The organism is Pseudomonas sp. R25(2017) (assembly GCF_002112565.1).
Classification (GTDB): domain Bacteria; phylum Pseudomonadota; class Gammaproteobacteria; order Pseudomonadales; family Pseudomonadaceae; genus Aquipseudomonas; species Aquipseudomonas ekonensis.
Map to the genome: position 1 here is coordinate 1 of NZ_NEHZ01000031.1, position 12,125 is coordinate 12,125.

General features: G+C 65.1%; 12 protein-coding genes. 8 read left to right on the top strand and 4 right to left on the bottom strand.

The window, feature by feature from the left end:
- The 6 genes from CAG31_RS27235 to ycaC form a co-directional block, all read left to right on the top strand.
- On the top strand, positions 1–1,734 hold a 1,734-nt coding region (locus tag CAG31_RS27235), incomplete at its 5' end, for an Ig-like domain-containing protein (RefSeq protein ID WP_085586842.1).
- 495 nt (positions 1,735–2,229) lie between these two features.
- Positions 2,230–2,601, top strand: coding sequence for a DUF6124 family protein (locus tag CAG31_RS27240; RefSeq protein WP_085586843.1), 372 nt, complete (start codon positions 2,230–2,232; stop codon positions 2,599–2,601).
- 214 nt (positions 2,602–2,815) lie between these two features.
- Entirely contained in the window at positions 2,816–3,232 is a 417-nt protein-coding gene (locus CAG31_RS27245; RefSeq protein WP_085586844.1) for a DoxX family protein, read from the top strand.
- Positions 3,225–3,851 (top strand): antibiotic biosynthesis monooxygenase, encoded by a 627-nt coding sequence (locus CAG31_RS27250; protein WP_085586845.1) that lies wholly within the window; start codon positions 3,225–3,227, stop codon positions 3,849–3,851. Before CAG31_RS27245 ends, CAG31_RS27250 begins: the two co-directional genes overlap by 8 nt.
- A gap of 45 nt (positions 3,852–3,896) precedes the next feature.
- A complete protein-coding gene (locus CAG31_RS27255; RefSeq protein WP_085586846.1) occupies positions 3,897–5,735 on the top strand; it encodes an amidohydrolase in 1,839 nt (612 codons plus the stop codon).
- A 69-nt stretch (positions 5,736–5,804) separates the two neighbouring features.
- Positions 5,805–6,431, top strand: coding sequence for an isochorismate family cysteine hydrolase YcaC (ycaC, locus tag CAG31_RS27260; RefSeq protein ID WP_085586847.1), 627 nt, complete (start codon positions 5,805–5,807; stop codon positions 6,429–6,431).
- Between the two features lie 55 nt (positions 6,432–6,486).
- Here ycaC and CAG31_RS27265 read toward each other — a convergent pair whose 3' ends face one another.
- Complete coding sequence (locus CAG31_RS27265) at positions 6,487–7,503, bottom strand: alpha/beta hydrolase (RefSeq protein WP_085586848.1); 1,017 nt, start codon at positions 7,501–7,503, stop codon at positions 6,487–6,489.
- Positions 7,504–7,661: 158 nt separating this feature from the next.
- On the opposite strand from CAG31_RS27265, the gene CAG31_RS27270 reads away from it, so the two are divergent.
- A complete protein-coding gene (locus tag CAG31_RS27270; RefSeq protein ID WP_085586849.1) occupies positions 7,662–8,561 on the top strand; it encodes a LysR family transcriptional regulator in 900 nt (299 codons plus the stop codon).
- A 271-nt stretch (positions 8,562–8,832) separates the two neighbouring features.
- Here the strand turns inward: CAG31_RS27270 and CAG31_RS28815 are convergent, their stop codons facing one another.
- From CAG31_RS28815 to gspG, 3 genes are all read right to left on the bottom strand, one after another.
- Positions 8,833–9,429: a hypothetical protein gene (locus tag CAG31_RS28815; protein ID WP_085586850.1), complete on the bottom strand. Its 597-nt coding sequence runs from the start codon at positions 9,427–9,429 to the stop codon at positions 8,833–8,835.
- A 75-nt stretch (positions 9,430–9,504) separates the two neighbouring features.
- Positions 9,505–10,692 carry a type II secretion system F family protein gene (locus CAG31_RS27280; RefSeq protein ID WP_085586851.1) on the bottom strand — a complete coding sequence of 396 codons (1,188 nt, stop codon included), beginning with the start codon at positions 10,690–10,692 and terminating at the stop codon, positions 9,505–9,507.
- A 14-nt stretch (positions 10,693–10,706) separates the two neighbouring features.
- A complete protein-coding gene (gene gspG / locus CAG31_RS27285) occupies positions 10,707–11,141 on the bottom strand; it encodes a type II secretion system major pseudopilin GspG (protein WP_085586852.1) in 435 nt (144 codons plus the stop codon).
- 216 nt (positions 11,142–11,357) lie between these two features.
- Between gspG and CAG31_RS27290 the strand changes: the two genes are divergently transcribed.
- Entirely contained in the window at positions 11,358–11,981 is a 624-nt protein-coding gene (locus CAG31_RS27290; RefSeq protein ID WP_085586853.1) for a lytic transglycosylase domain-containing protein, read from the top strand.
- Positions 11,982–12,125 lie beyond the last annotated feature (144 nt).

Sequence of the window (12,125 nt, forward strand, 5' to 3'; positions counted from 1 at the left end):
CAGCACTTCGAGGCCCGGCGCGGGGAGACGCTGACGGCGAGCTACAGCATCCGGCGGGCCGAGACGGGCAAGGTGAGCTATTCCAATCCGCTGGGGTTCGTGATCGGCGTGGCGCTGCAGCTGCAGCCGCCGCGCATCCAGCAGGCCGAGGCCGACGGCCAGACCCTGCAGCCGGTGAAGGCCAAGGACGCGCTGACCGCCGTCATCCCCGCCGAAGGCCTGCAGCCCGCCGACCTCCTCAGCGTCACCTGGCAGGGCGCGCCGGGCAGCCACGCCGAAGGTTCCCACACCACCGAGGCCAAACCGATCAGCCAGAGCGGCTACAGCATCGCCCTGCCGCCCACGGTGCTGGCCTTCGCCCTGGGCAAGACCGTCACCGTGACCTACAGGATCGAGCGCGGCGGCAAGGTGTTCGACTCGCCGCCGCTGAGCCTGAAGGTCGGCACCTTGCCGGCGACGGCGCTGAACTCGCCGGTCATCACCGACGCCGACGCGGGCAACGTGCTGGACCTGGCGGCGCTGGGCAGCAAGGACGTGACGATCCGCGCACAGGACTGGGCGCTGATCGCCACGGGCCAGCAGGTGTGGATGAGCCTGCTCGGGCGCAAGGCCGACGGCGCGGCGCATGACCTGACGGTGTGGAACGGCGGCGCTTCCTACGTCAACGCCACGTGGTTCCAGCAGAAATACTGGAACCGGAGCGTGGCCAACAGCTACTTCAAGGCGCTGGCCGACGGCAGCCAGTTGACCCTGAAGTTCAAGGCAGCGCTGGACAAGAGCAACGTGGCGGCCAATGCGGTGGTGTTTGCGGATCGGGTGTATACGGTGAAGGCGGTGCCGTTGGTGGTGCCGACGCTGACCAACGTGCTGGACGCCAACAACGTCGAGGTGCCGGAAGGCACCTACACCGTCAGCACCACGCTGACCCTCAAGGGCACCGCCAGCAAAGGCTTGCAGGTCGAGGTCTACGACGGCAACGGCTCGACGGCTGTGTCCAAGGGCAAGGCCACCGCTGACGCCACAACCGGGCGCTGGGAGCTCAAGATCAGCGTGCCGGTGGGGGCGCGGCGGCTGTACGCCAAGTCGCTGTATCACAGTACGGCGACTTATTCGAATGTGCGGCTGCTGACGGTGACAAGTCCGATGTCCATCGACCCATCGCCTATGACATTGAATGGGTTCGCGCTAGTTACGCCTACGGGCTGGGAGGTCAATCCTGCGTACGATTTCCCGGGAAATACTTCCACTCGCACGCCGAAGACGGGGATTCCGCCCTACACCTACAGCTCGGCGAATCCCGCAATTGCAAAGGTGAGTAATACTGGCAAGGTAGAAGGGCTCCAAAATGGTCGCACGGTCATTAGCGTGCGGGACGCATCGGGTCAGACTCGTGAATACAGCGTTACAGTTTCGAATGTGTATCGCCTTGTGACGCGTGACACGACGCTGGCTGGTAACACGGCAACCCTTTGGGCTTCACTCGGTTGGGTTCGCATCACACAAGCACATGCATTGAGCTTTGCCAAACGATACCAACCACCTTATGAGCGTTACTTCCCCACGCACATAACATATAGAGACGGAGTAGCGCTCGGCCCTTTGGTTGTGTTTGATGGGTGGTGCTATGAATTCGCACCGATAATGTACCCCCAATTTCTGTGGCGCTCGGAGGCTTCTGCTTGCACTTCCGGTAACAACACAGCACAAATGTGGGGATTGCTACCCACTCCGTAAACTCTGAATGAGCCGTGCGCTTAAAACCCTTGCAAGCTCCGCAGCAGCAGTAACTTTTGCCATGTCTATGCTGAAAAAATGGGGACGGATTTATTTATACGTCCCCATTTCAATCGAAATGGCTATGCACTTCATTTTTCAGCCACTTCGTTTACTTCCGTTTAAAACCACTTCCACCACCCCACGCCACCTTGCGCCATTGCCTACAGCTACGCCAGAATCCGCTGGCTTGTGTGCCTTAGGGGCTGGTTTTATTGTTTGCCGGTCACTGACGAATCAGTGATCGGGTTTAGCGATCCGACTCCCCACAGACGCAACAATGCCCTGTCTCATATGCAGTCAACTGCCTGCATTTGCGTAATGGTGGCTGTGCGCGGGAGACCTTCGGGTCTACCCGGGGTTTCTGTGACCCGGATCGCTAACCTGCGTACAGCCGCCACCTTTACTTGTTTAGCGATGGGTTGTGGCGGCTCAATCAATCACGGAGCGCATGCCATGTTCAAACCCACCCCCAACCCACCCGAAACCGACCCCACGTCCCCCTACGAATCCCCCGACTCGCGCAAGCTCAACGAAGCCGCCGAGCGCGCCCTCGACCATTACCTCAACCCGATGTTCGTCCCTGAACCCGCGCTCAAGATCAGCAAGCTCTACGCCATCGCCCCCGCCGCCGACAACGAGGAACTGCTGGCCGACGCCTGCGAGACCCTGACTTCGGCCAAGGTTATGGCCAACAACTTTGCGGGGCTGCTGGACGGCCAGCACCGGCACACGGCGCAGGGCATCGCGCAACTGATCATGCTCGGCGAACTGGCGGTGAACCGGGTGCTGGACAGCCTGGAGCTGAAGGCCGACGCGGCCCTTTGACCAGACGCAAAAACCTGTGGGAGCCAGCCTGCTGGCGATAGCAGTGGGTCAGTCGAATGTGATGCCGGCTGACACGCCGCCATCGCCAGCAGGCTGGCTCCTACAGGGCTGTGTGCGCAACACAGATGCGGTGGGCCAAGAGAGCACGTCCATTCAATTTTTCTTCATCCCGGCGGTTCATCATCCAGCCCAATGATTGATCAAGGGCTGTGCCATGAACGCTTCGCAACGGGATGAACAGGCGCAAAGCCTCGGCTTGCTGTTCCTGCGGACGGCCGGCGGGCTGTTCCTGCTGTGGGTGCACGGCTTGCCCAAGCTGCTGCACTTCAGCGAGCAGTTGCAACTGATCGAAGACCCGTTCCGGCTCGGCCCCCACCTCACGTTGCTGCTGGCGATCTTCGCCGAAGTCCTCTGCCCGCTGCTGATCGTCGCCGGTGTCCTGGCGCGATTGGCCTGCTTGCCTATTCTGTTTGTGCTGCTGGTGGCGCTGCTGCTGGTGCACCCGCAATGGAGTGTGGCCGAGGGGCAGTTCGGCTGGCTGCTGCTGATCCTCTTTTCCACGGTGCTGATCGCCGGTCCCGGGCGGCTGGCGTTCGGTGCCCGTTTGTCCGGAGTGCTCCGTTATGCCTGAAACCCAATCCACCAAGAAACCGGGCACCGATGAAGTGGTGACCCTGATCATCAAGCATCGGGTCAAGGCCGGTTTCGAACAGCCCTATGAGGCCTGGCTGCGCAACATCGTCAGCGTGGCGGGCCGCGAGGAAGGCCACCTGGGCGTGGACGTGATGCGCAGCCGCCAAGGGGGGCTTGCGCTGTTCACCTGCGTGCTGCGCTATTGCTCCACCGAAGCGATGCAGCGCTGGCTCGATTCGCCCCAGCGCCAGGCGCTGGTGGAGGAGGCCGCGCCGATGCTGGCCGACGGCGACCAGACCGAGGTCAACCCGGTCAACGAGTTCTGGTTCGCGCCGCTGACCGACGCCGCTTCGCCGCCGCCGCGCTGGAAGCAGGCGGTGGTGACGCTGTTGGTGATTCTGCCGCACACCTTGCTGGTGCCGCTGATCTGGGGGCCGTTGCTCAAGCTCAACGCCTTTCTCTCCAACTACGTGGTGGCGACCTTCCTGATCACCCTGACCATCGTGCTGTCGGTGGTGTACGTGTGCATGCCCCGCGCCACGCGCCTGTTCGCGCCGTGGCTGGAAGCCGGCCGGGCTCACGGGCACCACGAATCCAACGCCAACCCGCCGCGCTGAGGCGGGCGGGTTCCGATCCGTTTCACTTATGTCGAAGGAACTGCGATGAACGCCGATCTGATTCTGTTCAATGGCCAATTTCATACCGTAGACCGGGAAAACCCACGGGCCAGCGCCGTGGCGATCAAGGACGGGCGCTTCGTCGCCGTCGGCACCGATGCCCAAGCCATGGCGCACAAAGGCGCGGGCACCCAAGTGGTGGACCTGAAGGGCCGCTGCGTGATTCCCGGCCTCAACGACTCGCACCTGCACCTGATCCGCGGCGGCCTGAACTACAACCTCGAACTGCGCTGGGAAGGCGTGCCGTCCCTGGCCGATGCGCTGCGCATGCTCAAGGAGCAGGCCGACCGCACGCCGACGCCGCAATGGGTGCGGGTGGTGGGCGGCTGGAACGAATTCCAGTTCGCCGAAAAGCGCATGCCGACCCTCGAAGAACTCAACCAGGCCGCCCCGGACACCCCGGTGTTCGTGCTGCACCTGTACGACCGTGCGCTGCTCAACCGCGCCGCGTTGCGTGTGGCCGGCTACACCCGTGACACGCCGAACCCGCCGGGCGGCGAGATCGTGCGCGACGCCAACGGCAACCCGACCGGCATGCTGGTGGCGCGGCCCAACGCGATGATCCTGTACTCGACCCTGGCCAAGGGGCCGAAGCTGCCGCTGGAGTACCAGGTCAACTCGACCCGTCAGTTCATGCGCGAGCTCAACCGCCTGGGCCTGACCAGCGCCATCGACGCCGGCGGCGGCTTCCAGAACTACCCCGACGACTATCAGGTGATCGAGCAACTGGCCAAGGACGGTCAACTGACCGTGCGCATCGCCTACAACCTGTTCACCCAGAAGCCGAAGGAAGAGCTCACCGACTTCAAGAACTGGACCGGCAGCGTCAAGCTGCACCAGGGCGATGACTTTTTGCGGCACAACGGCGCCGGCGAGATGCTGGTGTTCTCGGCGGCGGACTTCGAAGACTTCCTCGAACCGCGCCCGGACCTGCCGCAGACCATGGAGCAGGAACTGGAGCCGGTGGTGCGCCACCTGGTCGAGCAGCGCTGGCCGTTCCGCCTGCACGCCACCTACAACGAATCCATCAGCCGCATGCTGGACGTGTTCGAGAAGGTCAACCGCGACATCCCGTTCAACGGTCTGCCGTGGTTCTTCGACCATGCCGAAACCATCACCCCGCAGAACATCGAGCGGGTGAGGGCGCTGGGCGGCGGCATCGCGATCCAGGACCGCATGGCGTTCCAGGGCGAATACTTCGTCGACCGCTACGGCAAGCAGGCCGCCGAATCCACGCCGCCGATCAAGCGCATGCTGGCCGAAGGCGTTCCGGTGGGCGCCGGCACCGACGCGACGCGGGTGTCGAGCTACAACCCGTGGACCTCGCTGTACTGGATGGTCAGCGGCCGCACCGTCGGCGGGCTGGCGCTGTACGAAGAGGGCTTGCCCCGCGAGACCGCGCTGGAACTGTTCACCCACGGCAGCGCCTGGTTCTCCTCCGAGCAAGGCAAGAAGGGCCGGATCAAGGTCGGGCAACTGGCGGATCTGACGGCCTTGAGCGCGGACTTCTTCAGCGTCGAGGAAGAGGCCATCAAGTGGATCGAATCGGTGCTGACCGTGGTCGGCGGCAAGATCGTCTACGGCGCCGGCGATTTCGACACGCTCGGTCCTGCCGGCCTGCCGGTGCTGCCGGACTGGTCGCCGGTGGCGAAGGTCCCCGGCCACTGGCGCCCGAACGCGCCGTTGCAGGCGCAGGTGCACCAGTGCAGCGGCCCGTGCGCCGTGCACACCCACAGCCATGAGAAGGCGCGAATGTCCAACGTGCCGGTCAGCGACTTCGCCGGCTTCTGGGGCGCGTTCGGCTGTTCCTGCTTCGCGTTCTGACCCTGACAACCCGGCGTCGGCCCGCAGGACCGGCGCTGCCCGCAACAACCATCCACCGAGGAGTTTCACATGAGCAACGTTCCCTACAAACGCCTGAACAAAGACGATGCCGTTGTGCTGCTGGTTGACCACCAGACCGGCCTGATCTCGCTGGTGCAGGATTTCTCGCCCAACGAGTTCAAGAACAACGTGCTGGCCCTGGGCGACATCGCCAAGTTCTTCAAGCTGCCGACCATCCTCACCACCAGCTTCGACAGCGGCCCGAACGGCCCGATCGTGCCGGAGCTCAAGGCGCAGTTCCCGGACGCGCCGTTCATCGCCCGTCCTGGCCAGATCAACGCCTGGGACAACGAAGACTTCGTCAAGGCGATCAAGGCCACCGGCCGCAAGCAACTGATCATCGCCGGCGTGGTGACCGACGTGTGCGTGGCGTTCCCGACCCTGTCGGCCATCGCTGAAGGCTTCGAAGTGTTCGTGGTGACCGACGCTTCCGGCACCTTCAACGAAACCGTGCAACAGGCCGCCTGGGCACGCATGTCGGCCGCCGGCGCGCACCTGCTGAACTGGTTCGCCGTGGCCTGCGAGCTGCAGGGCGACTGGCGCAACGACATGGAGGGCCTGGCCAACCTGCTGTCCGAGCGCCTGCCGAACTACCGCAACCTGATCAACAGCTACACCAAGTTCACCTCGAAGTAAGCGGCAACGAAAATGCCCGCCATTGGCGGGCATTTTTTTGCGTGGTGAAAGGCTGTCAGTTCAGGTGGGTCTTGAGTTCCGCCGCAGCCTGGCGCACCGCCGCCTTGACTTCCGGGATCTGGCTCAGCGGGTTGAGCAGGCCGAAGTCGTGGATCATCCCGTTGTAGCGCACCGACGTCACCGGCACGCCGGCCGCATCCAGGTGACGGGCGTAGCCTTCGCCTTCGTCGCGCAGCACGTCGAATTCGGCGGTCTGCACCAGCGCGGCGGGCAGGCCCTTGAGCTGGTCGGCGCTGGCGTTGAGCGGCGAGGCATGGATCTGCGCACGCTCGGCCGGGTTGGTGGTGTAGTTGTCCCAGAACCACTGCATCATGCCCTTGGTCAGGAAGTGGCCTTCTGCGAACTGGCGGTACGAGCCGTTATCGAACCCGGCATCGGTCACCGGCCACATCAGCAGTTGGAAGCGCAGGGCCGGGGTGTTCTGTTCCTTGGCCTTCAAAGCGACCACCGCCGCCATGTTGCCGCCGACGCTGTTGCCGGCCACCGCCAGGCGCTTGCCGTCCACGCCGATCTCCCGGCCGTGCTCGGCCACCCATTTCGTGGCGGCGTAGGCTTGGTTGATCGCGGTCGGGTAGTGGGCTTCCGGCGACGGCGTGTAGTCGACGTACACCGCGACGGCACCGGAGCCGACCACCAGGTCGCGGATCAGGCGCTGGTGGGTCGGGAAGTCGCCCAGCACCCAACCGCCGCCGTGGAAGAACATGAACACCGGCAAATCGCCTTTGGCCTGGGCCGGGCGCACCACCTTCAGGTTGATCGTCTGGCCGTCGGCCTTGATTGCCTTGTCGCTGACTTCAACGCCGGACAGGTCGACCTTCACCGACGCCTGGGCGCCGGTCAGCACCGCGCGGGCGTCTTTGGGGCTCAGTTGCTCCAGCGGCTTGCCGCCGCCGGCGGCGAGGGCGTCGAGGAACGCCTGGGTGTTGTGCTCGACACCGGGGCTGCCGGCGGCGAACGCGTTGCCGATGGACAGGGCGAGGAGGGAGGCGGTGAGGGTGTGCTTGAGGCTCATGGTCAATTCCTTTTTCAATCGTTGGCGTTTTCTGTAGTGGGATCGGGCTGCTGCGGCGCTGGGTTCGGGCCTCAGCAACACCGTGGACACAGATTATTGAAGTGCCAGTAAGTGAAAAAGCGGCTATAAAGCGTTTGACTGTCCACCATGGAGTGACAATGAACCCCTTTGAAGACATGCGTATCTTTTGCCAGGTCATGGATTCCGGCAGTTTCACGGCGGCGGCCGATCAGTTGGGCCTGTCCAAGCAGTTCGTCAGCCGCCGGCTGATGCAGCTGGAGGAGCGCCTGGGCGTGCGCCTGCTCAACCGCTCGACCCGGCGCCTGGACGTCACGCCGCTGGGGCAAAGCTACTACGAATCGGCGCTGCGCCTGCTTGGCGAAGTGGAACAGGTCGAGCAAGGCATCGCCGGGCAGACCGCCGAACCGCGCGGCACCCTTCGCCTCAGCGCGCCGCTGTCGTTTGCCGTGGCGCATCTGGGGTGCTTGCTGCCGCAGTTCCTGCAGCGCTACCGGGAGGTCACGGTGGAGGTGGACCTGAGCGACCGACCGGTGGACCTGCTGGGCGAGGGCTACGACCTGGCGCTGCGCATCGGCGTGCTGGAGGACTCCACCCTGATCGCCCGGCGCATCGCGGCCATCGAGCGGGTGTACTGCGCCAGCCCAACCTACCTGGCCGAACGCGGCACGCCGCTCAAGCCCGAAGACCTGCATGGCCACGATTGCCTGCCGTACGGCCATGGCCGTTCGGTGCAGTGGCGGTTCAACGCGGGGCCGGGCAAGCCGCTGCTGGTGAATGTGGCGGGGCGGATGCGGGTCAACAACGGTGAATTGCTGCGGGACGCGGCGGTGGCGGGGATGGGGATCACGTATCTGCCGACGTTCATCGTGGGCTCGGCGCTGAAGGACGGGCGGCTGGTGCCGGTGCTGGACGAGTTCCGGCCCGAGCCGCTGACGCTGTCGGCGGTGTACCCGCAGCACCGCCAGACATCGCGGCCGGTGCAGGCGCTGATCGAGTTCCTGCGCGAGCGGCTGGATCCGGCGCATTGCGTGCTGTGAGCGAGCGGTGATGCTGGATGGGCCGGCCTCATCGCTGGCAAGCCAGCTCCCACAGTGTTTGGGTTCAACCTCGTATTTGAGAGCGACTCGTAACCTGTGGGAGCTGGCTTGCCAGCGATGGCGGCGGGTCAGGCACCGGTGATGTTGGATGGGCTGGCCTCATCGCTTGCAGGCAAGCTCCCACAGGTTTTTGTGGTGGCTGCAGATTCTGCATGCACCCCGCGCACTCTGTGGGAGCGGGCTTGCCCGCGATGGCGATGGTCAAGCCGGCTCAGTTGGCGCGTTTGTCGTCGCCGGGTTCGCCGCCGACGTGGACGCCACGGTCATCGCCGGGCTCTCCGGCAGCATGCAGGCCATGGTCATCGCCCACTTCACCGGCACGATGCACACCATGGTCATCGCCCACTTCACCGGCACGATGCACACCATGGTCATCGCCGACTTCGCCAGCGCGGTGCACGCCATGGTCATCGCCCACTTCACCGGCGCGGTGCACGCCGTGATCGTCGCCGGGTTCGGCGTGGGTGCCGCTGCGGCCGGAGGAGGCGGAGTCGCCCGAGTGGCCGGAGCCATGGTCGCTGCCGCTGTGGCCACTGTTGCCGCCACTGCCGCTGCCGCCATGACTGCCGCCGTTGCCGCTGCCGCCGCTTCCGCCATGGCCGCCACCGTTTCCGCCGCCATTGCCGCCACCGCCATTGCCGCCGTTTCCACCGCCACCGCCGCCACCACCTCCACCACCTCCACCACCGCTTCCCCCGTCCTTGGCCTGAACGCTGGCCACCCCGGACACGCTGTCCGGGATCAATACGGTGGAGGCCGACAGAACCGCGCCGATGGCCATGGCGAGCATGAGCTTTTGAATGTGCATATCGTTCTCCGTCTTGTGGGTCTGGGTTGGGAACGTGGATGTGCGTTGTCGCGTCAGTCCGACCCGTTCCCGGGGTCAGTGGATGCTTGAGGCCAGCTCGAAGATCGGGATGTACATCAGGATCACGATCACGCCGATCAGCAGGCCGATGAACGTCATGAGCAGCGGTTCGAACAGGCGCACGAACCATTCGATCCAGCGGCTGATCTCCTCGTCGTAGAAATCGGCGCTGCGTTCCATCATCTGGCCCAGGTTGCCGGACTGCTCCCCGGCACGCAGCAGGCGCAGGGACACGGGCGTCACCAGGCGGTTGAGCTCCAGCGCGGCGGACAGCGACTGGCCCTCGCGCACCCGCTCGCAGGCCTGATCCAGCCGCGTGCGCGAGGCCACGGTGAGCAGGCCGCGCACCATGCCCATGGCGGTCACCAGCGGGATCCCGCCTTGCAGCAGAATCCCAAGCGAACGGTAGAACCGCGCCAGTTCATACATGACGATCCGCTGGTGCACGGCAGGCAACCGCTCCACCCACCGATCCAGCGCCCGGCGGAACGCCGGCTGCTTCTGCAGCAGCGCAAGCGCCACGACCAGCGCCGCCAAGGCACCGAAGAATTCGCCCTGGTGCGCATGCAGGAACATCCCGCTGCCCATCAGGATCTGCGACAGCCACGGCAGGTTCGAGCCCAACCCTTCGAACACCAGGCTGAAGCGCGGCACCACGTAGCCCATCAGGAACAGCACCACGCCGCCGCCCACCACCAGCAGCAGCAACGGGTAGATCGAGGCGCTGACGATCTTCTGCCGCACCTCGTCCATGCGCTGGCGGTAGCTGACGTAGCGGCCCAGCGCGTCGCCCACCGCGCCGGTCTTCTCGCTGGACTGCACCAGCGCCACGTACAGCGGCGGGAATACCGCCGACAACTGGCCCAGCGCCTGGGAGAAGGATTTGCCTTCGTACAGCAGGCGCACCAGCTCGCTGAGGGTCTTGCGCGCGGCGGGGGCGGTCTCTTTCTCCGCCAGGCTTTCCAGCGCGTCGATCAGCGGCAGGCCGGCGTTGAGCAGGGTGGTCAGCTCCTGGCTGAACAGCACCAGGTTGAACGTCTCGCGCTGGCTCAGGCGCAACGACCGCCAGTGCCGCTCGGCGTGCAGGCTGACCACCCGCAGGCCCTGGTCCTCGGCGATGCGCCGCGCTTCGCTCTGGCCCGGCGCCTCGACGCTCAGCGACACCACTCCGGCCTTGCCCACCGCCTTCAGATGAAAACGCATGGTTCGCGCTCCACTTATTGCCAGTTGGTGACTTCGGCGTTTTCGCCGTCGCCGCCGGGCTGTCCGTCCTTGCCCATGGACAGCAGGTCATACTCGGCGTTTTCGCCGGGGTAGCGGTAGGTGTAGGCGCGGCCCCACGGATCCAGCGGCAGTTTTTTCTGGATGTACGGGCCGGTCCACTTCGCTTCGTCGCTCGGGGCGGTCACCAGCGCCTGCAATCCTTGTTCGGTGGAGGGGTAGTGACCGACCTCCAGCCGGTACAGGTCCAGCGCCTTGCCGAGGCCTTCGATCTGCGCCTTGGCGACCTTCACTTCGGAGCGGCCCAATTGGGCGAAGTACTTGGGCGCGACGATCCCGGCCAGCAGGCCGAGCACCACCAGCACCACCAGCAGTTCAAGCAGGGTGAAGCCGTGCTGGGCACGCGGTGACGAACGCAAACAACGTTTCATGATGACCTCCGTGGGCGGGCAGCCGGGTCGCTGCGAGGGCTTGCCCCAGGCTTATGCAATAGCCGTGCTCAGCCCCGGAACTTTGCCCCGGAACTTTGGCCGGGGCTTGCGCCACGGGCCTTGCGCAAGTCGGCACAGTGCTTGCGTAAGACGGTTCCAGGACCGGTGAGTGGGGCATTTCCCCCAATTTTCAGCGCCGCTCCGGGGAGGCCCACCATGAAACCGTTCGCCACCGGATTGCTCGCCGCAGGACTGCTCGGCGGCCTGTTCCTGACTGCAGTCGCACGCGCCGATGTGTTCGTCTCCGTGGATGCCAAGGGCAGCTACGTGCTGTCCAACGTCCACCGCCCCGGCCGCACCTACGAGCGGGTGATCCACGAACCCGGCAACACGCTGGCCGGCGCCGACCGGCAGCCGCAGATGATCGCCGCCCAGCCCTACGCGGAACTGGTGTCGGCGGCGGCCACGGCCAATCACCTGCCCGAAGCGTTGCTGCACGCGGTGATCAACGCCGAATCGAACTACAACCCCGGCGCCACCTCGCCCAAGGGCGCGGGGGGGCTGATGCAGTTGATGCCCGACACCGCGCGGGAGCTGGGGGTGAAGGATGTCTACGACCCCAAGGCCAACATCCAGGGCGGCGCCCGTTACCTCAAGCGCCTGATGACCCTGTTCGACAACGACATCGCCCTCGCCGTGGCCGCGTACAACGCGGGGCCCGACGCGGTGCTCAGTCGCGGCCGGGTGATCCCGCCGTTCGCCGAGACCCAGCGTTACGTGCCCAGCGTCCTGCGTCAGTACCGGCGTCTTCAGGGGCTGGCAGACGATGCGCCGCTGTAGGCCGGCGCACCGGCCTTTCCCCAACTTCGGGGCAACGGGCGAGGCCCGGAAAACCGGGGAAACGGGTGGGGAATATTCCCCGGTTCTTCAAGTCGTTGCGGCAAGTGCTTGAGAAACAAACCAATTTTTTGTGGCACGCGGATT

Coding starts and splice junctions, on each gene's coding strand:
- CAG31_RS27280 (WP_085586851.1), bottom strand. CDS start 10,692: ATGCGTTTTCATCTGAAGGCGGTGGGCAAGGCCGGAGTGGTGTCGCTG.
- ycaC (WP_085586847.1), top strand. CDS start 5,805: ATGAGCAACGTTCCCTACAAACGCCTGAACAAAGACGATGCCGTTGTG.
- CAG31_RS27270 (WP_085586849.1), top strand. CDS start 7,662: ATGAACCCCTTTGAAGACATGCGTATCTTTTGCCAGGTCATGGATTCC.
- CAG31_RS27250 (WP_085586845.1), top strand. CDS start 3,225: ATGCCTGAAACCCAATCCACCAAGAAACCGGGCACCGATGAAGTGGTG.
- CAG31_RS27290 (WP_085586853.1), top strand. CDS start 11,358: ATGAAACCGTTCGCCACCGGATTGCTCGCCGCAGGACTGCTCGGCGGC.
- CAG31_RS27245 (WP_085586844.1), top strand. CDS start 2,816: ATGAACGCTTCGCAACGGGATGAACAGGCGCAAAGCCTCGGCTTGCTG.
- CAG31_RS27255 (WP_085586846.1), top strand. CDS start 3,897: ATGAACGCCGATCTGATTCTGTTCAATGGCCAATTTCATACCGTAGAC.
- gspG (WP_085586852.1), bottom strand. CDS start 11,141: ATGAAACGTTGTTTGCGTTCGTCACCGCGTGCCCAGCACGGCTTCACC.
- CAG31_RS27240 (WP_085586843.1), top strand. CDS start 2,230: ATGTTCAAACCCACCCCCAACCCACCCGAAACCGACCCCACGTCCCCC.
- CAG31_RS28815 (WP_085586850.1), bottom strand. CDS start 9,429: ATGCACATTCAAAAGCTCATGCTCGCCATGGCCATCGGCGCGGTTCTG.
- CAG31_RS27265 (WP_085586848.1), bottom strand. CDS start 7,503: ATGAGCCTCAAGCACACCCTCACCGCCTCCCTCCTCGCCCTGTCCATC.